Origin of the sequence: Roseovarius sp. BRH_c41, assembly GCF_000961715.1 — a bacterium.
Lineage (GTDB): Bacteria > Pseudomonadota > Alphaproteobacteria > Rhodobacterales > Rhodobacteraceae > Roseovarius.
On record NZ_LADY01000053.1, the window covers coordinates 130,313 to 154,692 of the forward strand.

Below are 24,380 nucleotides of genomic sequence, written 5' to 3' on the forward strand. Positions count from 1 at the left end.
TTCAGCCTCCAATCGCCCAGCGGGCCCAAAAGCCGCCCAGCACTTCGAATTTCGCAAGGAAGGACACGATAACGACCCATCCCAGAGACATTGGCAGGAACACTTTCCAGCCAATCCGCATCAACTGATCGTAGCGGTAACGTGGTGTGATCGCCTTGACCATGGCGAAGATGAAGAAGAAGAACGCCATCTTGCCGATCATCCACAACACCCCATCGGGCAACCCCGGAATGGGTGACAGCCAGCCGCCAAAGAACAAAAGGCTCATCAGCGCGCACATCAGGAAGATCGCGATATACTCGCCGGCCATGAACAGCAGGAACGGCGTCGAGGAATATTCCACCTGATACCCCGCCACCAGCTCCGATTCAGCCTCAGGCAGATCGAAGGGCGGCCGGTTGGTTTCGGCCAAGGCGCTGATAAAGAACAGGAACACCATCGGGAAATGCGGTAGCCAATACCAGCCGAAGAATCCGAAATCGGTATCCTGTGCCCGGACAATTTCGCTGAAATTGAGCGAGCCGGTCGAGATGATCACGCCAATGATGATGAGGCCCAAAGAGACCTCATAGGAAATCATCTGCGCGGCAGAGCGCAACGATCCAAGGAACGGGTATTTGGAGTTTGATGCCCACCCCCCCATGATCACACCGTAAACCTCAAGTGAGGAGATGGCGAAGACAAAGAGCACGGCGACGTTGATGTCCGACAAGACCCAACCCTCGTTCATCGGAATCACGGCCCAAGCCAGCACCGCCAACACGAAGCTCGTCATCGGGGCCAACATGAACACCGTTTTGTCGGCCCCTGCGGGAACCACGACCTCTTTGACCACATATTTCAGAGCATCCGCCACCGTCTGTAACAGGCCCCATGTGCCCACCACATTCGGACCCCGGCGCATCTGCACGGCAGCCCAGATCTTGCGATCGCCGTAAACCAGGAACAATAGCGACACCATGACAAAGCCAAGCACCGCAAGACATTGCGCTAAGATGATCACAAGAATCCCGAGCGGGGTTGTAAAAAATTCAGCCATCAGGTCCTCACACCATCGGTATTCCGTTTTCCGCACAATTCGCGGCGACGACTTCGGCGTCGATTGTCAGTAGCCCTCGGGGCAGAGCCGCCGAGATCGTATAGACCGCATCGCCTTGCCAGATGCCAGCCTGTTCCGCAACACTGGTGCGCAGGTGGCGGGCAAAGCCATAGCCCCGGATCAGCGCATATTGCGCGGCGGCGCATTCGGCATACCGCTCCACATCCTTGGCGTCGCGCGCGCCACGCATACGGACGTGGAAATTCACCAAATCGCCATCCAAGAGCCGCGTCTCAATGCCCTGATACTCGGGCGCAAAGGGCGCGGGGGCCGCGCTCTCGGTACAGCCCGCCAGCCCAAACGCCAGAGGCGATATGAGGGCCATGACCATTCTCACTCTGCCGCCATCGGTTGCGTACCGCGCGCCTTAGCATTTGCACTGAGTTCCGCCATCAATTCGCTGGCACGGGCGATCGGGTTGCTCAGGTAGAAATCCGCAATCGCCAGCCGGAAATCGGCCTTGCCAAGTGCGGCCTTGGTCAGCGGTTGCCAGTCGTTCTGCGCCACCTGATCAATCTTTTTCAGATGGGGTAAGGCCTTGACCAGCGCCTGCCGCAGTTGAGCGATGCTGTCATAGGGCAATACCGCGCCCAATTCGCCACTGAGCGCCCGCAGAATGGCCCAGTTTTCCTTAGCCTCACCCGGTGCAAAGCCCGCACGCAGCGCCAATTGTGGGCGGCCTTCGGTGTTGACGAAGAGACCTTGTTCTTCGGTATAGGCAGCCCCCGGCAGGATCACATCGGCACGGTGCGCACCGCGATCCCCATGGCTACCCTGATAGATCACAAACGGCCCCGCCGCGATCTCAACCTCGTCAGCGCCGAGATTGTAGATCACATCAGCACCGTCAATCGCGGCCTCTAGCCCGCCATTGGTCACGGCACCTACGTCCATTGCGCCCACACGCCCCGCCGCCGTATGCAGCACCAGCATCCGACCCGAGAGCGCCATCGCTGCCGCCAGAACCGCCGCGCCATCAGCCTCGCGCAGCGCGCCCATGCCGACAATGACAATCGTATCCTCTGGCACTTTGAGTGCATCAAGCGCGGCTCGATCCGTGCCCGCGTGGGTGTACTCATAGGTGAGATCAACCTTGGGACCAACCAGCGTGACATTGGCGCCCTTGATCCACGCCTTGCGCAGACGCGCGTTCAGAACCGGGGCTTCAACACGTGGATCGGTGCCGATCAGCACGACGTTCTTTGCCGTATCCAGAACCTCAATCGTGACATTGCCCACATAGCCACTGCGATTGCCTGCGGGCAGATGGGCCTTGTCGGTGCGGCATTCCACATGCCCACCCTGCCCCTCGATCAGACCTTTCAGGGCAAAGGCTGCCTCGACGGGAACAAGATCACCGACCAAACCGGCGACTTTCTTGGCACCCTTGATGGCCTGCGCGACCGACGCGAGCGCCTCTGGCCAAGAGGCCACCCGCAGCTTGCCGTTTTCACGGATATAAGGCCGGTCCAGACGCTGACGCCGCAACCCGTCCCAGACAAAGCGCGTCTTGTCGGAAATCCATTCCTCGTTCACACCGTCATGGTTGCGCGGCAGGATGCGCATGACCTCGCGCCCCTTGCAATCCACCCGAATGCTGCTGCCAAGCGCATCCATCACGTCGATGGTTTCGGTCTTGGTCAGTTCCCACGGACGCGCAGTAAAGGCATAGGGCTTGCTGACCAGCGCGCCAACCGGGCACAAATCAATGATGTTGCCCTGCAAATTGCTGTCGAGCGTTTGCCCCAGATAGCTGGTGATCTCGGAATCCTCGCCGCGTCCAGTCTGACCCATCTGCATAATCCCGGCCACCTCGGAGGTAAAACGCACACAGCGCGTGCAAGAGATGCAACGCGTCATATGGGTCTCGACCAGCGGGCCAAGGTCCAGATCCTCGCTCGCCCGCTTTGGTTCGCGATAGCGGCTGAAATCCACCCCATAGGCCATGGCCTGATCCTGCAAATCGCATTCTCCGCCCTGATCGCAGATCGGGCAATCAAGCGGATGGTTGATGAGCAGAAACTCCATCACCCCCTCGCGGGCCTTTTTGACCATGGGGCTGTTGGTCTTGACAACCGGCGGCTGGCCATCAGGGCCGGGACGCAGATCCTTGACCTGCATGGCGCAGCTTGCCGCCGGTTTGGGCGGACCACCCACGACCTCGACAAGACACATCCGGCAATTCCCGGCAATCGACAACCGCTCGTGATAACAGAAGCGCGGCACCTCGACCCCGGCCTGCTCACAGGCCTGAATCAGGGTCATTGCGCCCTCTACCTCGATCTGCTGATCGTCGATGATGATCTTGCGTAGGTCAGACATATTATCTCACTTTGCTTTCAGAAACTTGCCGATCGGGCTTTGCTTCGCGATTTCCGATTGGCCCAGTTCGCACAGGCTCGGGCCGTCATTGGGCATGGCCCCCATCGAGCGGATGTAATCGTCGCTCCGCCCGCGTATCTTTCGCTTTTCGGCCTTGTCCGTGATGTAGGCGTCAATCTCGGCTTCTGTGTAGCCACGCGACTGCGCCTCGGCTTTGAGGGCTCGCATGTACGAGATGGCGGTCACGACACGCGGCGAGATGTCACCGCAGCGTTTGCGGATTTCATCGGCGACTGCCATATAGAAAAGCCCCTTATTTATATCAGCCTCCTGAGAGAGCGAGCCGGCACTGGCCGACGCCACGCTCCCGGATACACCCAGTCCAAAACTCAGGCCAAAGCTCAGGATAAAAGACAGGATCATACGCATCAGATCATTCCCTTCATATCAGTACGGGGCATCACCAACACGGCGCGCCCATCTGCACTGCAGATGGGTTTCATGGTGTCTGCTATGCAATAGCAAACAGCCCAAACCCCTGATATGAAACGGTTTACGACCATATAATGCAGCGTCCCCTGACTGATACCGTGTCCCCGGAGCGCCCGTAAACCGGTCCTTCAGCCCCGACAGGCACGCCGGACCAAGCAATCTCGGAGGTGCCGAAATTGGTCAGACAATACCGCGTTGCCTCGTACAGGACGGCCTGTTGCGCGCCCTCGAGTCCACGACCGGCACGCCGTACCGAGGCAGTGAAATTGCGCCGGTCCTCTTTCTGTGCCCGCGCCTTGCCGGGATAGTAGTTGCCGTTGAACAGCACCCGCTCCTCGCGCTCTGCACAGCCTGCGAGCACGGTCATCGCAATCAGGGCAATCCCTGCGAGACGATATGCACGCAAGGCGCTCATTCCGCCGCCACGGCGCTGACGCGTCCGCTGCGTTTCGACTTGATCCGATCCTCGATTTCGTCGCGGAAGTTACGGATAAGGCCCTGAATCGGCCAAGCCGCCGCGTCACCAAGCGCACAAATGGTGTGGCCCTCGACCTGCTTGGTCACGTCGAGAAGCATGTCGATTTCCTCGACCTCGGCATCGCCACGCACCAGCCGGTCCATGACCCGCATCATCCAGCCGGTGCCCTCACGGCAGGGCGTGCACTGACCGCAGCTTTCATGCTTGTAGAATTTTGAGAGCCGCCAGATCGCCTTGATCATATCGGTGGACTTGTCCATCACGATGACCGCTGCCGTGCCAAGGCCCGAGCGTTGTTCGCGCAGGTAATCAAAATCCATGATCGCCTCGCGCATGTGTTCGCCACGAATGCACGGCACGGAGGAGCCACCGGGGATCACAGCCTTAAGGTTGTCCCAGCCACCGCGAATCCCGCCACAATGCTTTTCAATCAGCTCTTCAAAACTGATCGACATCGCTTCTTCAACAACGCAGGGGTTGTTCACATGACCCGAAATCGCAAAGAGCTTGGTCCCCGAATTGTTCGGACGGCCAAAGCTTGAAAACCACTCAGGGCCACGGCGCAGGATGGTCGGAACCACGGCAATCGATTCCACGTTGTTCACCGTGGTCGGACAGCCATAGAGGCCCGCGCCCGCCGGAAAGGGTGGCTTCATCCGAGGCATACCCTTTTTGCCCTCAAGGCTTTCAAGGAGCGCCGTTTCCTCGCCGCAGATATAAGCGCCTGCCCCATGTGCAAGGTAGATGTCGAAATCCCAGCCGGATTTACAGGCATTCTTGCCAACCAGTCCCGCCGCATACGCCTCATCAATAGCGACCTGAAGCGCCTCTTTTTCGCGGATGTATTCCCCGCGGATGTAGATGTAGCAGGCATGCGCATTCATCGCGAAACTTGCTATCAAACAGCCTTCGATCAGTGTGTGTGGATCATGGCGCATGATCTCACGGTCCTTGCAGGTTCCCGGCTCGGATTCATCGGCATTGACCACCAGATAGGATGGGCGCCCGTCGCTTTCCTTGGGCATGAACGACCATTTCAGGCCCGTAGGAAAGCCCGCACCGCCACGGCCGCGAAGCCCACTCGCCTTCATCTGGTTCACGATCCAATCGCGGCCGTTCTGCAGTATCTTGGCCGTGCCATCCCAATGCCCCCGCGCCAAGGCACCCTTTAGGCTGCGATCATGCATCCCGTAGAGATTGGTAAAGATACGGTCCTGGTCCTTGAGCATTCCGCTACCCCTGATTGTCCCGGCGCATGCGCCAGATTTGATAAGTCACCACCAACGCCCATACAAAGGCGGCAATGGCGGCCAGATCGAACAAAAAAACGAACCTTATCGGCCATTCCATCTGTGCGCCCAGCCATTGAGCGGCCATCCAGATCAGCATAGTCGCTGCAATCACCACACCCACGGTGCGGCCCTTGCGTGCCATTTGCCTGTCTCTGTCCTGCGCGCTCATCGCTTGCATCATTCCTCGTAAACGCCGCCCTTTGCGACGCGTTTCGAAAACTCGGTCTCGCCACCAGCGGCAAGCGTCTTGGCCTGTGCGGCCCAGTTATCGCGTGTCACCCGCCCCTTGAACCCTTTGAGATTGGCATCAACCCAGGCAATCTCGTCTGCCGACCAGCCTGCAATCTGGTCAAAGTGGTAAAAGCCCATCGCGTTACAGAGCTTTTCGAGCTTGGGCCCCACGCCCTTGATCTGCTTGAGATCATCCGCCTTACCTCCGCGTGGCTTGGCCAATGCCTCAGGTTGCGTACCCACCGCCTCGTCATCGCCGTCATTGGCCCGCGCCGCGCTGCTTGGCCCCGTGTCGGTGCCCCCCGATTTCGGCTGGGCTTGGGGTGTCGGCACCGGCGCGGATTGTGCCGGCGATGCCGCGACCGGAGCGTCGTCTTCAACATCGGGGGCCTTGTAGCCCGTAATTCCCGTCACGCCGCGCAACGTTGCCTCGACATCGCTGACCGCGATCCCCCGGTCCTCCGCGCTGTAGCCGGTACAGACCAGCCCTGTCAGCACCAGACCAAAGAACACCGCACACGCCAATCCAAGCAGCAGCGCTGCGAAGAAACCGACGGCAGGCGTGGTTGACCAGACCACCAGTATCCCCGACAGGGCCGCGAGACCCCAACTTACGATCTGGCAAGTGCTCAATTTCGACGTATCAGACATGACAGTAACCCCCTGTTTTGTTCAAGCAGGCGTGTTCAGTAAACTCCGCCTTTCTTGGCCCGGGCAGAGAACTCCGTCTCTTTGCCGTCAGCCAGTAATTTTGCCTGCTCAACCCAGTTGTCCCGGCTGACCCGTCCCTTGAAACCTTCAAGGTTCTGATCGACCCAACTGATCTCCTCCTCCGTCCAACTTGCCACCTGATCAAAGTGGTAAAAGCCCATGCTGTGCAAAAGCTGCTCCAGCTTGGGACCGACACCCTTGATCATCTTGAGATCATCCGGGCCGGATTTCCGCGGTGACTTCATTACTTTGGGCTTCTTGCCCGGCGTGACCTCAGCCTCAGCCGCCGCTTTCACGGGCTTGGCCGCCGGTTCCACTGCCGGTTTCGCCGTAGCCGTCGCCTGCGCCTCGGCCTTGGTAGCCCCGGTGGCATCTGCAGGCGTGCCGGCTGCTACCTTGGGCACGATCGCCACCGGTTCGGCGTTCTGCTGTACCGCAGAGGGCGCGGGCTTGTGCATCGCACCCTTGTCGCGCCACGGCGTTAGAAGCGGAACCTCAGTTCCATCAATCCGTTTGACCGTATCACCAATATCCACCGCGGCCTGTGCGCTAGCATTATACTGTGCCCGACCACTCTCGAACTCCTTGAGGCTGGTCAACCCCGACTTTGGTTCAGCGGCGTAGCGGCCATTTTGCGGCCCCGGCACCGGCACCTTGCCTGCGGCCAGTTCGTCGATGATCTCGGCAAAGCGCGCGGTCGTCAGATCCTCGTAATAATCCTTGCCAATTTGCGCCATCGGCGCGTTGGCACAAGCCCCCAGACACTCAACCTCTTCCCAGGAAAACTTACCATCCGCCGACAGCTCGAACGCTTTGGGTGCGATCTTGTCCTGACAGACAGCTATCAGATCCTCAGCACCACAGATCATGCAGGTCGTCGTGCCGCAAATCTGGAAATGCGCCACGCTGCCCACGGGCTGCAACTGGAACATGAAATAGAACGTCGCCACCTCGAGCGCGCGAATGTAATCCATCCGCAGCAAATCCGCGACATGCTCGATCGCCGGACGGCTCAACCAGCCCTCTTGCTCTTGAGCCCGCCACAAAAGCGGGATGATCGCGCTGGCTTGTCGGCCTTCGGGATATTTACTGATCTGCCCCTCAGCCCAGGCCTGATTGGCGGGGCTGAAGGCAAAGCTCTCGGGCTGTTTATGATAGAGACGACGTAGCATTCTCAGGCACAGGCTCCTGTAGTCAGTTTCACGCCCCCATCAGGCAGCCGAACGGCTCCGCCCGAGGACAATTTATAGGCAGTGATATCAAGTAATTGCTGCCGCTCCAGCCCGGTCTGGATCTCGGCTGCCAGATAGTCAGGTTCGGTCACCATGGAGCACCCCAATGAAGCGGCAGCAGCATCGTAGAGGGCGATATCCTGTTGGGTCACTCCCTGCGGTGGCAGGCCACAGCCCGCAACCAAGGCCAAAGCGGCGAGCGCTGCGACACGTGCATGCATCATTCGGAACACACCTCTTGCGAAAGGGTCAGGGAATCGTCGTCGACATTCATCACGGCCTCGCCGTCCGCAATCATTTTGCCAATCACGGGGCGCAGTTCCTTGGTGGTGAAACCAGCGGCGGGAAGTTGGCTATCAGCGTCTGTTCGACCAAGTTTGCAATCGACGGTCTTCATATAAGCGATCAAATCTGTGCGCAATTGCGCGGGGTTGCGTGGGGCAACGGCGGTTTCGGGATTGCTCTTCATCATATCCGCCGACAGACCCTTGAATTTGTCGCAGAGGCTCTGTTCCAGAAATACCGCCTTTTGATCGTCAGACACGCGGATTTCCGACATCCGCTCCATCTTGTCCATCAAGAGCTGCACTTCGGTTATCTCGACACCCACACGCGGCAACAAGAGCTTGGCTTCTTCAATCGTCATAGCGCAATTATTGTCTGCAATCGCGGCAAAGAATCGCTCGCGGCCCGAATAATCAAGCTTGCCGCCACAGGCGCCTCCAAAGACCACCAACTGCCCATCGAGAATGCGCGCGCGCTCTTCGGTGATGAGCTGTTCAGTGATCGCCTTGCTCTCATCCTTGTCAGCGAACCCAGCATCAGGCATGACTTTGTCTGCTTGATAGGGCGACATCCGACAGGCATGCTCGGCCATTACGCCAACGAATTCCTCGATCCGCTCTGAAGGCACGGCCTGAGCCTGAGCCAACGCAGGGAGCGCCGCAACTAAAAGCGTAACGATACCCTTCATGCGCCCTGCCCCACTGCCAAGAGTGCCACCATCACAACACTCAGAGCGGCAACCCCGGCACCGATATGCTTGGCCACCGATTGTCCTGCTCGGCTATAGATCCAGGCATCGTGAAACGCCATGTAGGAGAAGGCCACAAAGAGCAGCGCAATCACTTTGACATCACCATAAATCGTCGCCCCAACGGTCAGGATGAGCATGGCAACATATCGGTTTGCCATCACCTGCGGCAACTGTTCGGCGCGATGCGTCGTTGCAGCCATCCCTGCCACCGGGTCGCGCAGGAACAGGCCCGCAAGCAGCCCCGTCACCAGCACACCCGCACCCGAAAGTGCTATGGCAAGGCTTGCCCAACTCATTATCGGTCGATCTCCCCAAATACGACATCCATCGTCCCGATGATCGCCGCGACATCGGCCAGTTGATGACCTTTGGCGACATGATCCATCGCCTGCAAATGCAAGAAGCCGGGCGCACGGATCTTGGCTCGATACGGGCGGTTGGTGCCATCTGCCACCAGATACACGCCAAACTCACCCTTGGGCGCCTCGACCGCAGCGTAGACTTCGCCCGCAGGGACGTGGAATCCCTCGGTATAGAGCTTGAAATGGTGGATCAGCGCCTCCATCGAACGCTTCATCTCGGCGCGTTTGGGTGGGGTGATCTTGCCCCGTGCCAGAATTTCACCCTGCCCCTCGGGGGCGCGCAATTTTTCAATCGCCTGATGGATGATCCGCAGCGATTGGCGCATTTCTTCCATCCGGCACAGATAGCGATCATAGCAATCGCCATTCTTGCCCACCGGAATGAGGAAATCGAACTCGTCATAGCATTCATAAGGCTGGGCGCGGCGCAGATCCCACGCCATGCCAGAGCCACGCACCATCACGCCACTAAAGCCCCAATCGAGCGCCTCTTGCTGGCTGATGACGCCAATATCGGCATTGCGCTGCTTGAAAATCCGGTTTTCGGTCAGCAGCCCGTCGATGTCATCCAGCACCCTAGGGAATTCATTGGCCCAGGTCTCGATATCGTCGATCAACTCGGTCGGCAGGTCCTGATGCACGCCACCGGGGCGAAAATAGGCCGCGTGCAGACGCGCACCGCACGCCCGCTCATAGAACACCATCAGCTTCTCGCGCTCTTCAAAACCCCAGAGCGGTGGGGTGAGCGCGCCCACGTCCATCGCCTGCGTGGTGACGTTCAGGAGGTGGTTGAGGATACGGCCAATCTCGCAATAGAGCACCCGGATGAGGCTCGCGCGGCGCGGCACCTCAACGCCGGTCAGCTTTTCGATGGCCAGACACCAGGCATGTTCCTGATTCATCGGGGCCACGTAGTCCAGCCGGTCGAAATAGGGCAGGTTTTGCAGATAGGTCCGGCTCTCCATCAGCTTTTCGGTGCCACGATGCAGCAGGCCGATATGCGGGTCACACCGCTCCACCAACTCACCATCCAGCTCTAGTACCAGACGCAAAACCCCATGCGCTGCAGGGTGTTGCGGCCCAAAGTTGATGTTGAAATTGCGGATCTTCTGCTCGCCCGTCAGGGCGTCATCGAAACCTTTGCTGCCGTCCATTAACCACGTCCTCCGTCAAACTGATCGCGGAACGCCATGATCCAGAGCAGAACAAGTGCCCCAAGTGGGATGATAGCGACAAGACTGACCCAGTTCGGGATGCCGAACTTCGGCAACAATTTCCAGAAAGGAATCACAATCAGCACGGCGAAGATCAGCATGAAGATCAGGCCGCCACCGCCCATACCGTAACCTCCCATCACTTCGCCCCCTTCTCATCACCCGGCAGGATGTATTCGGCACCCTCCCATGGGCTCATGAAATCGAACTGCCGGTATTCCTGCACAAGGCTCACAGGCTCATAGACGACGCGCTTTTGCACCTCGTCATAGCGCACCTCAGTGTAGCCCGTGGTCGGGAAATCCTTGCGCAGCGGGTGCCCGCGAAATCCGTAGTCGGTCAGGATGCGGCGTAAATCTGGATGGCCGGAAAAGAGAATGCCAAACATGTCGAAAATTTCACGCTCGAACCAGTTGGCCGCCGGATAGGGCTCGGTGATCGAGGGAACCATATCCTCTTCGCGGACCGCCACCCGCAAACGGATGCGGTGATTTTGGTACATGCTAAGGAAATGGTAGACCACATCGAACCGCTTCGCCCGCTCGGGATAATCCACCGCCGTAATATCAACCAGCGAGGAAAAGGCGCAGTTCTGGTCGGTTTTCAAAAACTCCGCAAGCCCCGCGATATGATTGATCGCCACATCGACCGTCAATTCGCCATGCGCGACCTCCCAGCCCAGCACGCAATCCACGCGCTTCGCCTCGATATAGCCGCCAAGTTCCTTGAGTGTTGCGCTCATCTGACAATTGTCCCCGTCCGGCGAATTTTGCGCTGCAATTGCAGAATGCCATAAACCAGGGCCTCTGCCGTTGGTGGGCAGCCCGGTACATAGATATCCACCGGCACAATCCGGTCGCAACCGCGCACAACACTGTAGCTGTAGTGATAGTAACCGCCACCGTTGGCGCAACTTCCCATAGAAATCACATAGCGCGGCTCTGGCATCTGGTCATAGACCTTACGCAGCGCCGGGGCCATCTTGTTCGTCAGCGTTCCGGCCACGATCATCACGTCCGACTGGCGCGGGCTGGCGCGCGGCGCAAAGCCAAAACGCTCCACATCATAACGCGGCATGGCGGTATGCATCATCTCGACAGCACAGCACGCCAAACCAAAGGTCATCCAATGCAGCGACCCGGTGCGCGCCCAGTTGATGATATCCTCGGTCGAGGTCAGCAAGTATCCCTTGTCCTGCAACTCGGCGTTCAGTGCCTGCGTTGCGACCTCGCGGTCCGGCCCTGCGGTATTGGCACCTGTCATCACTGCCATTCCATCGCTCCTTTGCGCCATTCATAGGCGAACCCTGCGGTCAGCACGCCCAGAAACACCATCATCGACCAGAACGCTGCCATGCTCAGATCCTGAAACGCCACCGCCCATGGAAACAGCATCGCAATTTCGAGATCGAAGATGATGAAGAGGATCGACACCAGATAGAATCGCACGTCGAACTTCATCCGCGCGTCGTCGAATGCATTGAACCCGCATTCATAGGCGCTGACCTTTTCGGGATCGGGGTTGCGGACGGCCAGAATGACGGCGGCAAGGATGAGAACAAGGCCCAAACCAATGGCAACGGCCAGGAAAACGAGGATGGGAAGGTATTCCCTCAGCATCTCTTCCACGGGGTGGCTCCTTTCATGCGCGAGGATCGGCGCATCAAGATGGCTGCATGACTTACGCGGGTTTAAACCCGCCCTTGGCAGGGGTCAACCGAGCGCGCGCAGGTTTGACCCTCAAGTCTGCGGGATTCTCTTGTTATGCATGCAGCGGTATGCCGGAAATGGGTTAAATTGGCCATGTTCCCTGACCAGACACTCGTGCAGCGCGGCAAAAGCGCGCGACTCAGACCTGCCAGGCCGGTCTGCGCCGGTCAAAGAATGCGCCAATGCCTTCGCGGGCCTCGTCGCCTGACCAACAGGTCGTAAGCGCCGCGATGGTCATCGCTATCGTTGCGTCATCGACCTGCGGACCAAGGGCGCGCACCAGTGCCTTGGCCTGTCCCACCGCCCCCGGTGCGCAGTCCAGATAGGGTGCCACTTCAGCCTCGATGGCGGCATCCAGATCGCGCTCGGGCACGGCCCGCGCCAAAAGGCCAAGCTGCACCGCCTCGGCGGCGTCAAACCGGCGTCCCGACATGAATACGCGCCGCGCCCGCGCCTCTCCCATCCGCGCAACGACATAGGGGCCGATTGTGGCGGGGATCAAGCCCAGCCGAGTCTCGGTCAAGGCCATCAGCGCATGATCCGCACCAATCGCCACATCACATACACTCAACAGGCCGACACCGCCACCAAAGGCATTGCCATGCACCCGGCCAATCAGCGGCTTGGGCAGGGTATTGAGCGCCTGAAGCATATACGCCAGTTTTGCGGCCTCACGCCCCCGCGCCTCAGGCTCCGCCTCGAACTGGTCCCGCATCCAGCCCAGATCACCGCCCGCGCAGAATGTCTTGCCACGCGCGGCCAGCACGACCACCCGCACCTCAGCATCCGCGCCCAAGGTTTCCGCCGCATCGTGCAACTCGGCGATCATCTGCGCCGACATGGCATTGTGTTTTTCTTCCCGGTCCAGCGTGAGCGTCACCACGCCACGCGCGTCCCGGTTCACATGGATTGTCTCGAACATCAGCCCTCTCCCTGCCCCGAACGCATCGCCCGCGCCATCTCGGCGGCCTTGGTCAAGACCTCGCGATCCAACCCGGTCTCATAGCCAAGCGCCTCAAGACGCGCCTGCACCTCCTCGGTCGCCACATTTCCAGCGGCTCCCGGTGCATAGGGACAGCCCCCGAGGCCCCCCACGGCGGCATCAAACACCCGCACCCCCTGCGCCAAGGCTACCTCGATATTCTCGAGCGCGCGCCCCGAGGTGTCATGGAAATGCCCCGCCAGCCGATCCACCGGCACAGCATCCGTGACCGTCGCCAGCATCGCCCCGACCGCCTCGGGCCTGCCCTGCCCAATCGTATCGCCAAGGCTGATCTCGTAGCAGCCCATGGACCAAAGCGCCTCAGCCACCCGCGCCACCTCAGCCGGGGCCACCGGCCCGTCATAGGGGCACTCGACCACGCAGGATACATAGCCGCGCACGCGCAGCCCTTCCGCCCCCGCCGCCTGCATCACCGGCGCGAACCGCGCGAGGCTCTCGTCAATCGTGGCGTTGATATTGGCGCGTGAAAACCCCTCCGAGGCGGACCCAAAGATGGCCACCTCATCCGCCCCCGCCTCCAGCGCATCCTGAAGCCCACGCATATTCGGCGTGAGGGCCGCATAACGCACCCCCGGCGCGCGCCGAATACCGCGCAGCACCTCGCCCGAATCCGCCATCTGCGGCACCCATTTTGGGCTCACGAAACTCGCGACTTCGATGCGTGAGAACCCCGCATCGCTCAGGCAATCCACGAAAGCGATCTTGTCCCGCGTTGGAATGTGCCGCGCCTCGTTCTGCAACCCGTCGCGCGGACCGACCTCGAAAATCTCGACATGCTCTGCCATCACGTCCCCTCCGAGACCGGATAAAATTCTTGGGTGTAGATATCCTGAACCCCGTCCCGCGCCTTGGCCCGACTATAGCCCGGTCGCGCACGCAACCGCGCCCAGTAAGCCATGAGCCGGGGATAGGCCGCAAGATCGACGTAATAGCGCGCCAATTCAAACCCATAGGCGAACATCACATCCGCCGCCGAAAAGCCCGAGGGCAAGAGGTAATCCGCCTCCATCCGCGCTTCCATCGCCGCAAGGCTCGTGCGCAGGCGGGCATTGAGCAGCTTGACCACCACCGGAGATGGCTGCGCGGGCGGGCGCAAAAACACCTGATTGAGGTTGAGGTTCTCCAAAAGACAGCCCACCGTTTCGGCATAGCCGAATATCTCCAGACACCGCGCCCGCTCCGCACTTCCCAACGCGGGCATCAGCCCCGCCTCCGGATCGGTCTCGCACAAAAGCTGCACAATCGCGGCACTTTCGAACCAGACCGCGCCGTGATGCTCCAACACCGGCACGCGCCCGGCAGGCGACAGCGCCAGAAACGCCGCGCTGCGCATCGAGCCGTCGCGGATCGAATAATACCTCACCTCATAATCCAGCCCCATCTCCTCCAAGAGCCACATAACCCGAAACGACCGTGCGAGCGGCACGTGGTGTAGGGCAATCATGATACCTTGTCTCCTACCAACTCGGGCCGCGTGACTTCGGCGACGTGCGTTTCCCCGATCCACTGTGCCCATGCCCACAACGCGCTGCGCTGTGTCATCATCTGTCTTCCTTCCGGCAGCATGGCAAAATAATCCATCATCGGCCAGAGCAGACAGTCCGCAAGCGACAGGCACCCGGTCGTCAAGACCTGCCCCTCAGCGGCGATCTCCTCCAAGGCGTCCAGCACTCTGGGTGCCTCGATCAACCCCGCATGGACTTCGGCAGGGTCGAACGCTTCGCCGACAAGCGGCCGAAACACGCCGTGCGAAAAGGCCTGCGTGATCAGAGGTCGATACAGATAGGAATCCGTGATGCACATAACCTGTCGGGCCCGGGCCCTGGCCAGTACATCTTGAGGCATCAATGCCAACCCCGGGAACACTCCGTCGATGTAGTCCAGAATGGCCTGCGTTTCCGAAAGCCTGAAGCCTCGATGCTCAATCACCGGCACCTTGTGGAACGGGTGGATTTGACCGAGCGTGTCAGCTTGGTTCGGCTCGAATGGGTCAATTTCCGAATAATCGTAGGCTACCTGCTTGAGAACGAGCGCCATTCGCACCGCGCGGGTATAGACGCTCGGCCCGTAGCCTATCACATGCGGGGCGTCCGTCATGTCTGACCGGCGTCTTCCAACCGGACCAGCGCCGCCCCGGCACTGACCTGATCACCCGCCGACACCAAGACCTCGGCCACGACCCCGTCGCGTGCGGCCAAGAGGCTGTGTTCCATCTTCATCGCTTCCAGCACCGCCAAGCGGTCGCCCTTGGCCACCGCCTGCCCCGGCGTGGCATAGACCGCCTTGACCAGCCCCGGCATCGGCGCTTCGATCAAGGTGGCATCGCCCCCGGCGGCCCCTTCCCGCGCCAAGGGATCGACCAGATCAAAACTAAGCCCATAGCGCGCAAAAACCGTGATCCGGCTGCCATCCACCGCCACATTCGGCGCAGGCTGCCCATCCAGCCGCCAGCGACCATCGACGCGCCGTACCTCGACCAGCGCCTCCCCTACCCGCAGATCATGCGCATCGCCCCCGTGTGTCATCAGCCGCACCGCGGTCTCTTCGCCGCCATGGATCAACACCACCTCCCGCTCGAGCGGTGCCCAGAGGACAAAGCCCGCATCGGGCGGCGAATCGTCCAGCAGCCCCAACCCTGCCAGCGCCGCCAAAGCCACCTCGCTTGACCCCGCCTCAGGCACCATCACCAGCGCCTCACTATCGCGCGCAATCAGCCCGGTATCGACCTCGCCCGCCGCGAATCCCGCATGCCGCGCCAGCGCCCCCAGAAACCCGAGGTTCGTCACCGTCCCGGCCACCTCGGTTCCCGCCAGCGCCGCCGAGAGCCGTCGCAACGCCACCGCGCGCGTGGGGCCATGGGTGATCACCTTGGCAATCATCGGATCATACCAGGGGCTGATCTCATCGCCCGCCCGCACGCCGCTATCGGCGCGAACACCCGCCGGAAACTCCAGATGCGTCAGCCGCCCCGTGGCGGGCAAGAACCCTTTGGGCACATCCTCGGCATAGAGCCGCGCCTCAAAGGCGTGACCGTTGATCGTCAACTCCTCTTGGACGAGCGGCAACCCCTCACCCGCCGCCACCCGCAATTGCCATTCCACCAGATCGACGCCGGTGATCAGTTCCGTCACCGGATGCTCGACTTGCAGCCGGGTGTTCATCTCCATGAACCAAAAGCGGTCCGGGCGCAGCCCGTCTGAGCCATCGACAATGAACTCGACCGTGCCGGCCCCCGCATAGCCAATCGCCTCCGCCGCGCGCACCCCTGCCTGCCCCATGGCGGCGCGCACCTCGGACGTCATGCCGGGCGCGGGGGCCTCTTCGATCACCTTCTGATGCCGCCGCTGGAGCGAGCAATCACGCTCAAAAAGATGCACCGCTTTGTGGCCATCACCAAACACCTGCACCTCGATATGCCGGGGCTTCTGGATGTATTTCTCGATCAGAACGGCGGCATTGCCAAAGGCCGTGCGCGCCTCACCCTGCGCACTCTCCAGAGCGTCGGCAAAATCCTCAGGCCGCTCCACCAGCCGCATCCCCTTGCCGCCCCCCCCCGCTACGGCCTTGATGAGCACCGGATAGCCTATCGCCTCCGCCGCCCCGGCAAGATGCTCAGGGTCCTGATTGGCCCCATGATAGCCCGGCACCACCGGCACGCCCGCCGTTTCCATCAGCGCCTTCGCCGCATCCTTGAGGCCCATCGCCCGAATGGCCGCCGAGGAGGGGCCGATAAAGACCAGCCCCGCCGCCTCCACGGCCTCGACAAAATCGGGGTTTTCGCTCAGGAAACCATAGCCGGGGTGAATGGCCTGCGCCCCCGTCTCCAGCGCCGCCGCGATAATGGCCTCGCCGCGCAAATAGCTCTCGGCTGGTGCCGCCCCCCCGATCCATACCGCCCGGTCGGCCAGCGCCACATGTGCGGCCCCCCGGTCGGCGTCGGAATAGACCGCCACCACCTCGACGCCCATCGCCCGTGCCGTGCGCATGACCCGGCCAGCAATCTCCCCCCGGTTCGCGATCAATATCCGCTCAAACATGGCACATGCTCCCAGTTTCATCGTTCTTCAAATACTCAATCTTCACGGCATGCCCCATTTTGATTATCCTCAGCACCACCCAAGTCGCGCTTCGCCATCATAAGACCGCGCCATTCCACGGGCGATCATCGAACGCGCCACCGGAACGCCATCCACGGATGCAAAGACCAGAGCACGCCCATAGTGATCCGTCCCCTCTCGAACGAACGTCACCTCTTGGGCCGTCATCATCATCCATCTCAGCGCCCATTTCGCACGTATGGCATTCTTGAGTTCCGATGCGCATTTCGGCGAGAACAATTCTGGCGTGTCGAACCCCGTCAGCCGAGCAGAAATGAGCCCTCTATTCGGACAGTAGAGCCGAACCGTATCGCCATCAGTCACACCGGCCAATCGACACCCCGGGCTCTGACTCCCCGAAACCGCCAGCGTGCCAATGCGCGCCGTGGTGAAAATATCCGCCCCAAGCGGTAAAAGGATCAAAGTGACCGTCCCCAACACCATCACACCGCGCAGATAAAACGCGGGATCGAGTATTCTGTCACGCAACCCGCGTCGTGCGAGGCGTAAGGCAGAGCGGTCGCGCGGGTTCGGCGGCGTTCCAAGATCCCATTTCGGATGTCGGCGCGCCCCGCGATAGAACCGTGTGATCTTGCCTTTTCGCACGTCACCCGCCCCTCACATCCGAAACACGCCAAAGCGCGTCTCTTCAACCGGCGCGTTGAGCGCCGCGCGCAAGGACAACGCCAGCACATCGCGGCTCTTGCGCGGGTCGACGATCCCGTCATCCCAGAGCCGCGCAGACGCATAGAGCGGATGCGCCTGCCGCTCGAACATCTCGACCGTGGGGCGCTTGAACTCGGCCTCGTCCTCGGTCGACCAGGTGCCACCCTTGCGCTCGATCGCGTCGCGGCGCACCGTCGCCAGCACCCCCGCCGCCTGCTCGCCCCCCATCACCGATATCCGGCTATTGGGCCAGGACCACATGAAACGTGGCTGATAGGCGCGCCCCGCCATGCCGTAATTGCCCGCGCCAAAGGAGCCACCCACCACCATGGTGATCTTGGGCACGGAGGTTGTCGCCACCGCCGTCACCATCTTGGCCCCGTGCCGCGCGATGCCCTCATTCTCGTATTTGCGGCCGACCATGAAACCGGTGATATTTTGCAGAAACACCAGAGGGATGCGCCGCTGGCTGCACAGTTCCACGAAATGCGCGCCCTTTTGCGCGGCTTCAGAGAACAAGACGCCGTTATTGGCCACGATCCCCACCGGACAGCCCTTGATATGGGCAAAGCCCGTCACCAGCGTCTCGCCAAACCGTGCCTTGAACTCATCCAGCCGCGAGCCATCGACAACGCGCGCAATGACCTCGCGGATGTCATAGGGCGTGCGTAGATCGGCGGGCACGACACCCAGCAATTCCTCGGGGTCATAGGCCGGCTCTTCGGGTGCCTCCCAACGGAGAGTCGGCGCGCCCCCGCTGCCCAGCGACGCAACCGCCCGCCGCGCCAGTGCCAGCGCGTGCCCGTCATCCTCGGCCAGATAATCCGCCACGCCCGAGAGGCGCGTATGGACGTCGCCGCCGCCCAGATCCTCGGCGCTGACAACCTCGCCCGTCGCGGCCCTGACCAAGGGCGGGCCTGCCAGAAAAATCGTCCCCTGATCGCGCACGATAATGGTGACATCGCTCATCGCGGGCACATAGGCGCCACCAGCGGTGCAACTGCCCATCACCACAGCAATCTGCGCGATGCCCTTGGCGCTCATCCGGGCCTGATTGTAAAAAATCCGCCCGAAATGGTCGCGGTCCGGAAATACCTCATCCTGATTGGGCAGGTTCGCGCCGCCGCTATCCACCAGATAGACACATGGCAGGTGACATTCCTCGGCGATCTCCTGCGCGCGTAGATGCTTCTTGACCGTCATGGGATAATAGGTGCCGCCCTTCACGGTGGCGTCATTGCACACCACCATCACCTCGCGCCCCATGACGCGCCCCACGCCCGCAATCACCCCGGCACAGGGGGCGGCCCCATCATAGAGCCCATGCGCCGCCGTGGCGCCCACCTCCAGAAACGGGCTGCCGGGGTCAAGCAGGCCCGCCACCCGGTCGCGCGGCAACATCTTGCCGCGTGACACATGCCGCTCGCGCGCCTGCGCGCCGCCTCCTGCTGCCGCCCAGTCGGCAGCCTCGCGGACCAAACTCAGAGCTTCGAGATGGCCGGCGCGATTGGCCTTGAATACCTCGGACCCCGTCAGAACGGATGATGTCAAACGCATGAGCTTTCCCCTTGGTTGGGCAATCCTGTTGCATATTTACCGCAGCGCCGCAGCAACCGGGCAACTTGACCCAAATCAATGTTTTCCGAGTCGGATGGGCGCATACCCCGTCCGGTAAGAACAAGAGTGGACAGACCATGAAACATATCACCGCCCTCACCCTCTCGGCCCTGCTGGCTTCTGCGGCAGTTCCGGCCTTCGCCCAAGAAAAGGGCGACTTCCTTCTCGGTCTCGGCCTCGGCTGGATCGAACCCGGCGACGGCAGCAATACAGCCGCAGGCAAGGTCAGCGCCGATGGCGCCTTCAGCCCGACGATCACGGTGGAATACTTCGTTGCCGACAAAATCGGTATCGAGCTTCTGGCCTCTTGGCCCTTCGAGCATGACATCGACCTTGGCGGTGCCGGTACGGTTGGCGAGACCAAGCATCTGCCGCCGACCCTGTCGTTGCAGTATCACTTCACCAATTCCAGCGCCTTCACCCCGTTCGTCGGCGTCGGCATCAACTACACCTACTTCTTTGATGAAAAGGGCAAGGGTCCGCTGAACGGCGTCTCGATCGACCTCGACGACTCTTGGGGTCTCGCCCTGCATGCGGGTGCGGACTATGCCATCAGCGAGAAATCCGCGCTTCGCCTCGACGTGCGCTACATCGACATCGAAACCGACGCAAAAGTCGGTGGTGTAAACATCGGCAAGGTCAAGATTGATCCGTGGATCTTCAACGCCGCTTACGTGATGAAGTTCTGATCCCCTCCCAAACAGGATCGAACTGAAGGGGCTGGCCAATGTGCCAGCCCATTTTTCCTGTATCGGGACCATCATTCCAGCCCCTCCGCCGCCGCACGCGCTCTGAGATCCTTGCGGATCACCTTGCCCGTCACCGTCATCGGCAGAGCATCGAGAAATGCAACGTCCCGGGGATAGGAATAGGCCGAGAGACGTGCCTTGACGTGATCCTGCAACTCTGTCGCCAAGGCGGTCGAGGGCGATACACCTGCTTTCAGCACGACATAGGCCTTGACGATCTCGGTGCGCAGGCGGTCAGGCTTGCCCACCACACCCACGGTCGCCACGGCTGGATGGGTCAGCAGGCAATCCTCAATCTCAGCCGGTCCGATCCGATACCCGGCAGAGGTGATCACATCATCCTCGCGCCCGACAAAACGGATATAACCGCCTTCGATCACACCGCGATCCCCGGTCAGGAGCCAGTCGCCGCGAAATTTCTCTGCTGTCTCTCTCGGTCTTTGCCAATATTCCAGCATCATTGAGGCCGATCCGCGCCGCACGGCAATCTCTCCCTCACCATCCGTGACGTGACCCGCGTCGTCAATGACGGCCACCGCATGCCCCGGAACCGCCCGCCCCAGACAGCCCGGCATCGTCTCAAACAGCGCGCCACAAGACGCCCCGACCATATTGCACTCTGTCTGCCCGTAGAACTCGTTGATCGTCACATTCAACGCCTGTCGTCCCCAGTCGAGCATTTCCGCCCCAAGAGGCTCTCCACCGCTCGCCACGCTCCGCAACCCGGTGATCCGCGCATCGGTCGCTTTGAGCATGCGCAGCGCAGTTGGGGGAAAAAATACATTTTTGACAAAGCCTTGCTCGATGATCTTAATGCATTCCTCTGGGCTGAACTTGACCATGCGCGCCGCGACCACCGGCACGCCAATCGCCAATCCCGGCATCAGAACATCGAAGAGCCCGCCAATCCACGCCCAATCCGCAGGCGTCCAGAGGCAATCGCCGGTCTGGCCCAGAAAATCATGGCTGATCTCGACGCCCGGCAGGTGCCCGGTCAGCACCCGGTGCGCATGCAACGCACCCTTGGGGCTGCCTGTCGTGCCACTTGTGTAGATCAGCACGGCAGGCTCATCCGCGCCCGTATCGACCGTCTCAAACCGCGCCTCGGTCAGCCCTTCGTCCTCGGGCACCAAAGTCGCGACCTCGGGTAAAGCACGCAGCATCCTGACGCCATCAGGATCAGTCACGACCACCCGCGCCCCAGCGTCGCCCACTCGGCTGGTCAAGGCATCCTGCATGAAGAGTTTGAACAAAGGTATTGAGATTGCGCCGACCTTCCAGATCGCGATGTGGGCCGCGGCACACCACGCCCCTTGGGCGCGCAACACGCCAACACGATCGCCGCGCCGAACACCCCGCGCCACCAGCGCCTGCGCCAGACCATCCGCCATGCGCCGCAATGCGCCGTACCGGACCTCCTGTGGCCCCTCGCCCGAGAGGTCGATGATCGCCACGCGCTCAGGCTCTGACGCGGCCCAGACATCGCAGACCTGCGCCGCCATGTTCAGACGCGCAGGGATCTCCCAGCGGAACCCATCGTAAAGCGCCTCATAAGGCGCGCGCTCCAAAAGCGGACGCGCGCCGCTCATGACGCAGCCTCGGGCGCGTTCACATGGACCAGTCTGCCATAGGCATCAACAAAATATTCATAGGGCCCACAGGCCACCACCAGCCAGAGATCGGCGCTCGCCGCCGGGCGCGCAGCACAATCCGACCGCGCGGCCCCCACCCCCGCATCGCTCAGATATACCGCCACCACACGCTCGATCACCTCAGTCTCGGTCGTCGTCGCCGCACGCCCTCCCAGCATGAGCCCAAATCCGGCCGCGGCCGCGATGAGCGCAATCAGAGGCAGGAACAGCAGACGGCGTGACATGACCTCAGTGCCCCAGTTGACTGGATTGCAGATAGAGCATCTGCCGCGCGGTCGCGTGCAAGTGACAATTCACCGCCGCAGGTCCAGCCCCGGTGCCACCGCCCCATTGCGCCGCCTCATACCCACATTTCGCGTCGCGAAACTCGATCCACGCCCTTTGCATGTCGCGCAGCGCCTCGGCTTGCTTTGGCGCATAGGATTGGATTTGCGCATCCTGAGCCGCCAGTTTCGCGTAAAGTTGCTGATAGACCGTGTTCAGCCACCCGTCCCACTGCGCCCGCTCTCGATCGAGACAACCGCCCATCCCGACCGTTGTTCCCCCGCCTGGCGTCGCCTCCATGCAGGCCGAAGCCGCCTTGCCCGCGCAGGCCTCGCCACCGTTTGCGCGAATACAGGCCTCGACCGGCGCGATGTCAAACACCAAGTCCTGTGCGACAAGCGGTGTTGCGCTCAAGATCAGCACGCCACATAGGTCCATAACTCGCCTCACGGCTGTCATTCCATATCCCCCAGACTGCGTAGTTCCTGTGTGCGTGCCGCCGTCTTCTCCAAGTGGCACGCCGCAGCTATGATCGTTCGGATTGATCCATCAATCCAGTAGCCATAGCGCAGCCCGCATTCCGCCTCGCGATATGCGTTCCACGCGTCCTGCGCGACGGCCAACTGTGCCTCAAGGTTGCGCTCACCCTCGTCCAGCGCCTCGACCTGAGCGGCGTAGGCCGCGTGCATCAGATCTGTCCAAACCGCCGTTTCCGCCATGAGACATTCTGTGGTCCCCAAGGTCGTATCGCCGCCGGGTTGTGCCTGACACATCCGTGCCGCCGCACCGACGCAAGAGGGTTGATCCTCTCCTGGTCCAGCCTCGGCATGACACGCCTTCACAATGGCCTCATCGACGACGGCATCCTGACCCAGTGCGGCGCCCGCTATGACCATGAGGACCAAAGCCAGTCTCACCCCATCGCCCCCATCAATTCGCGTCCCACCAGCATGCGCCGAATCTCAGACGTGCCTGCCCCGATCTCCATCAGCTTGGCATCGCGGAAAAGGCGCGCCACCGGCGCATCGGCAAGAAAGCCTGCCCCACCCATTGCCTGCACGGCCTGATGCGCCTGCACCATCGCCTGCTCAGAGGCATAGAGACAACAGGCCGCCGCATCCTGCCGGGTCACATCACCCCGGTCACAGGCCTTGGCCACCTCATAGACATAAGCCCGCGCAGAATTCATAGCCGTATACATATCCGCGATCTTGCCCTGCATCAGCTGGAACGAGCCAATGGCCTGCCCAAACTGTTTGCGCTCCGCCAGATAGGGCATGATCTCGTCGAGGCAGGCCGCCATGATGCCCGTGCCGATGCCCGCCAGAACGACGCGCTCGTAATCGAGACCCGACATGAGCACGCGCACGCCCCGGCCCTCTTCGCCCAAGACATTTTCGAACGGCACGTCAACGTCGTCAAAGATCAGCTCAGCGGTATTGCTGCCGCGCATCCCCAGCTTGTCGAAATGCGGACTCGTGCTGAACCCCTTCATCGTCTTTTCAATGAGAAAGGCCGTGATCCCCTGGGATCCGGCGTCCGGGTTGGTCTTGGCGTAAACCACCAAAGTATCGGCGTCCGGCCCGTTGGTGATCCAGTACTTGCTGCCATTCAGCTTGTAATGATCGTTCCGCTTCTCGGCCCGCAGTTTCATGCTGACCACATCACTGCCCGCGCCCGCCTCAGACATGGCCAGCGCGCCGACATGCTGCCCGCTGACGAGCCCCGGCAAGTACTTGGCCTTCTGCTCAGCCGTGCCATTCAACTTGATCTGATTGACGCAGAGATTGGAATGCGCGCCATAGCTCAGCGAGACCGAGGCAGAGGCGCGCGCAATTTCCTCGACCGCGATCACATGGGCGAGGTAACTCATCCCTGCCCCGCCATATTCCTCGGGCACGGTGATCCCCAAAAGGCCCAGATCCCCCATTTCCCGCCAGAGCGCGTTGGGAAAGGCGTTGCTGCGATCAACCTCCGCTGCCATCGGCTTGACGCGCTCTTGCGCCCAACGATGCACCATCTCGCGCAGGGCATTCACATCCTCGCCCAGATCAAACTGCATGACCGCATTGAACATCGCGTTTCCTCCTCCGAAACGGATTTATTGAACACTTGTTCATTTTATACACTCAAGGATTTCCATCCGTCAATCGT

The 24,380-nt window shown here is 61.1% G+C and carries 30 protein-coding genes; 1 reads left to right on the forward strand and 29 read right to left on the reverse strand.

What is annotated here, in order from left to right; translation table 11 throughout:
• Position 1: 1 nt before the first annotated feature.
• From nuoH to VR71_RS15975, 24 genes are all read right to left on the reverse strand, one after another.
• Positions 2–1,039 (reverse strand): NADH-quinone oxidoreductase subunit NuoH, encoded by a 1,038-nt coding sequence (gene nuoH, locus VR71_RS15860; protein WP_045685726.1) that lies wholly within the window; start codon positions 1,037–1,039, stop codon positions 2–4.
• Between the two features lie 7 nt (positions 1,040–1,046).
• On the reverse strand, positions 1,047–1,430 hold the full coding sequence (locus VR71_RS15865) for a hypothetical protein (protein WP_009818946.1): 384 nt from the start codon (positions 1,428–1,430) through the stop codon (positions 1,047–1,049).
• Positions 1,431–1,432: 2 nt separating this feature from the next.
• Positions 1,433–3,421 carry an NADH-quinone oxidoreductase subunit NuoG gene (gene nuoG, locus VR71_RS15870; RefSeq protein WP_045685727.1) on the reverse strand — a complete coding sequence of 663 codons (1,989 nt, stop codon included), beginning with the start codon at positions 3,419–3,421 and terminating at the stop codon, positions 1,433–1,435.
• A 6-nt stretch (positions 3,422–3,427) separates the two neighbouring features.
• Entirely contained in the window at positions 3,428–3,850 is a 423-nt protein-coding gene (locus VR71_RS15875; RefSeq protein WP_009818948.1) for a DUF5333 domain-containing protein, read from the reverse strand.
• Between the two features lie 124 nt (positions 3,851–3,974).
• Entirely contained in the window at positions 3,975–4,328 is a 354-nt protein-coding gene (locus VR71_RS15880; RefSeq protein ID WP_045685728.1) for a hypothetical protein, read from the reverse strand.
• Positions 4,325–5,620: an NADH-quinone oxidoreductase subunit NuoF gene (gene nuoF / locus VR71_RS15885; protein WP_045685729.1), complete on the reverse strand. Its 1,296-nt coding sequence runs from the start codon at positions 5,618–5,620 to the stop codon at positions 4,325–4,327. The genes VR71_RS15880 and nuoF overlap by 4 nt, the downstream gene beginning before the upstream one ends.
• A 4-nt stretch (positions 5,621–5,624) precedes the next feature.
• Positions 5,625–5,864: a DUF5337 domain-containing protein gene (locus VR71_RS15890; protein WP_045685730.1), complete on the reverse strand. Its 240-nt coding sequence runs from the start codon at positions 5,862–5,864 to the stop codon at positions 5,625–5,627.
• Entirely contained in the window at positions 5,861–6,565 is a 705-nt protein-coding gene (locus VR71_RS15895) for an NADH:ubiquinone oxidoreductase (protein ID WP_045685731.1), read from the reverse strand. The genes VR71_RS15890 and VR71_RS15895 overlap by 4 nt, the downstream gene beginning before the upstream one ends.
• Positions 6,566–6,600: 35 nt before the next feature.
• Entirely contained in the window at positions 6,601–7,797 is a 1,197-nt protein-coding gene (locus VR71_RS15900; RefSeq protein ID WP_045685732.1) for an NADH-quinone oxidoreductase subunit E, read from the reverse strand.
• Between the two features lie 2 nt (positions 7,798–7,799).
• Positions 7,800–8,081, reverse strand: a complete 282-nt coding sequence (locus VR71_RS15905) for a hypothetical protein (RefSeq protein WP_009818956.1) — start codon at positions 8,079–8,081, stop codon at positions 7,800–7,802.
• Complete coding sequence (locus tag VR71_RS15910; protein ID WP_009818957.1) at positions 8,078–8,830, reverse strand: hypothetical protein; 753 nt, start codon at positions 8,828–8,830, stop codon at positions 8,078–8,080. The genes VR71_RS15905 and VR71_RS15910 overlap by 4 nt, the downstream gene beginning before the upstream one ends.
• Positions 8,827–9,189 carry a hypothetical protein gene (locus VR71_RS15915; protein WP_009818958.1) on the reverse strand — a complete coding sequence of 121 codons (363 nt, stop codon included), beginning with the start codon at positions 9,187–9,189 and terminating at the stop codon, positions 8,827–8,829. Before VR71_RS15915 ends, VR71_RS15910 begins: the two co-directional genes overlap by 4 nt.
• On the reverse strand, positions 9,189–10,409 hold the full coding sequence (locus tag VR71_RS15920; RefSeq protein WP_009818959.1) for an NADH-quinone oxidoreductase subunit D: 1,221 nt from the start codon (positions 10,407–10,409) through the stop codon (positions 9,189–9,191). The genes VR71_RS15915 and VR71_RS15920 overlap by 1 nt, the downstream gene beginning before the upstream one ends.
• Entirely contained in the window at positions 10,409–10,609 is a 201-nt protein-coding gene (locus tag VR71_RS15925) for a hypothetical protein (RefSeq protein WP_254656447.1), read from the reverse strand. The genes VR71_RS15920 and VR71_RS15925 overlap by 1 nt, the downstream gene beginning before the upstream one ends.
• Positions 10,609–11,211 carry an NADH-quinone oxidoreductase subunit C gene (locus VR71_RS15930; protein WP_009818961.1) on the reverse strand — a complete coding sequence of 201 codons (603 nt, stop codon included), beginning with the start codon at positions 11,209–11,211 and terminating at the stop codon, positions 10,609–10,611. Before VR71_RS15930 ends, VR71_RS15925 begins: the two co-directional genes overlap by 1 nt.
• A complete protein-coding gene (locus VR71_RS15935; protein WP_040650682.1) occupies positions 11,208–11,741 on the reverse strand; it encodes an NADH-quinone oxidoreductase subunit B family protein in 534 nt (177 codons plus the stop codon). The genes VR71_RS15930 and VR71_RS15935 overlap by 4 nt, the downstream gene beginning before the upstream one ends.
• Positions 11,732–12,097, reverse strand: coding sequence for an NADH-quinone oxidoreductase subunit A (locus tag VR71_RS15940; protein WP_040650684.1), 366 nt, complete (start codon positions 12,095–12,097; stop codon positions 11,732–11,734). The genes VR71_RS15935 and VR71_RS15940 overlap by 10 nt, the downstream gene beginning before the upstream one ends.
• A 220-nt stretch (positions 12,098–12,317) precedes the next feature.
• Positions 12,318–13,100, reverse strand: a complete 783-nt coding sequence (locus tag VR71_RS15945) for a crotonase/enoyl-CoA hydratase family protein (protein WP_045685733.1) — start codon at positions 13,098–13,100, stop codon at positions 12,318–12,320.
• Positions 13,100–13,966 (reverse strand): hydroxymethylglutaryl-CoA lyase, encoded by an 867-nt coding sequence (locus VR71_RS15950; RefSeq protein WP_045685734.1) that lies wholly within the window; start codon positions 13,964–13,966, stop codon positions 13,100–13,102. Before VR71_RS15950 ends, VR71_RS15945 begins: the two co-directional genes overlap by 1 nt.
• A complete protein-coding gene (locus VR71_RS15955) occupies positions 13,966–14,625 on the reverse strand; it encodes a glutathione S-transferase family protein (RefSeq protein WP_045685735.1) in 660 nt (219 codons plus the stop codon). The genes VR71_RS15950 and VR71_RS15955 overlap by 1 nt, the downstream gene beginning before the upstream one ends.
• Positions 14,622–15,278, reverse strand: coding sequence for a glutathione S-transferase family protein (locus tag VR71_RS15960; RefSeq protein ID WP_296430471.1), 657 nt, complete (start codon positions 15,276–15,278; stop codon positions 14,622–14,624). The genes VR71_RS15955 and VR71_RS15960 overlap by 4 nt, the downstream gene beginning before the upstream one ends.
• Positions 15,275–17,218: an acetyl/propionyl/methylcrotonyl-CoA carboxylase subunit alpha gene (locus VR71_RS15965; RefSeq protein WP_045685736.1), complete on the reverse strand. Its 1,944-nt coding sequence runs from the start codon at positions 17,216–17,218 to the stop codon at positions 15,275–15,277. The genes VR71_RS15960 and VR71_RS15965 overlap by 4 nt, the downstream gene beginning before the upstream one ends.
• Positions 17,219–17,287: 69 nt before the next feature.
• A complete protein-coding gene (locus VR71_RS25145) occupies positions 17,288–17,884 on the reverse strand; it encodes a thermonuclease family protein (protein ID WP_296430474.1) in 597 nt (198 codons plus the stop codon).
• A gap of 12 nt (positions 17,885–17,896) precedes the next feature.
• Positions 17,897–19,501 carry a carboxyl transferase domain-containing protein gene (locus VR71_RS15975; RefSeq protein WP_009818970.1) on the reverse strand — a complete coding sequence of 535 codons (1,605 nt, stop codon included), beginning with the start codon at positions 19,499–19,501 and terminating at the stop codon, positions 17,897–17,899.
• 137 nt (positions 19,502–19,638) lie between these two features.
• On the opposite strand from VR71_RS15975, the gene VR71_RS15980 reads away from it, so the two are divergent.
• Positions 19,639–20,250, forward strand: coding sequence for an OmpW family outer membrane protein (locus VR71_RS15980; RefSeq protein ID WP_009818971.1), 612 nt, complete (start codon positions 19,639–19,641; stop codon positions 20,248–20,250).
• A 71-nt stretch (positions 20,251–20,321) separates the two neighbouring features.
• Here VR71_RS15980 and VR71_RS15985 read toward each other — a convergent pair whose 3' ends face one another.
• From VR71_RS15985 to VR71_RS16005, 5 genes are read right to left on the reverse strand one after another with little or no spacing between them, the layout of a single operon-like run.
• On the reverse strand, positions 20,322–21,899 hold the full coding sequence (locus VR71_RS15985; protein WP_045685737.1) for an AMP-binding protein: 1,578 nt from the start codon (positions 21,897–21,899) through the stop codon (positions 20,322–20,324).
• The gene (locus VR71_RS15990) at positions 21,896–22,186 is read right to left on the reverse strand and encodes a hypothetical protein (RefSeq protein WP_045685738.1); all 291 of its coding nucleotides are present in this window, start codon (positions 22,184–22,186) and stop codon (positions 21,896–21,898) included. Before VR71_RS15990 ends, VR71_RS15985 begins: the two co-directional genes overlap by 4 nt.
• A gap of 4 nt (positions 22,187–22,190) precedes the next feature.
• Positions 22,191–22,649, reverse strand: a complete 459-nt coding sequence (locus tag VR71_RS15995) for a lysozyme inhibitor LprI family protein (RefSeq protein ID WP_009818974.1) — start codon at positions 22,647–22,649, stop codon at positions 22,191–22,193.
• Positions 22,650–22,681: 32 nt separating this feature from the next.
• The gene (locus tag VR71_RS25150; protein ID WP_296430478.1) at positions 22,682–23,143 is read right to left on the reverse strand and encodes a lysozyme inhibitor LprI family protein; all 462 of its coding nucleotides are present in this window, start codon (positions 23,141–23,143) and stop codon (positions 22,682–22,684) included.
• Positions 23,140–24,303 (reverse strand): isovaleryl-CoA dehydrogenase, encoded by a 1,164-nt coding sequence (locus tag VR71_RS16005; RefSeq protein ID WP_045685739.1) that lies wholly within the window; start codon positions 24,301–24,303, stop codon positions 23,140–23,142. The genes VR71_RS25150 and VR71_RS16005 overlap by 4 nt, the downstream gene beginning before the upstream one ends.
• Positions 24,304–24,380: the final 77 nt, after the last annotated feature.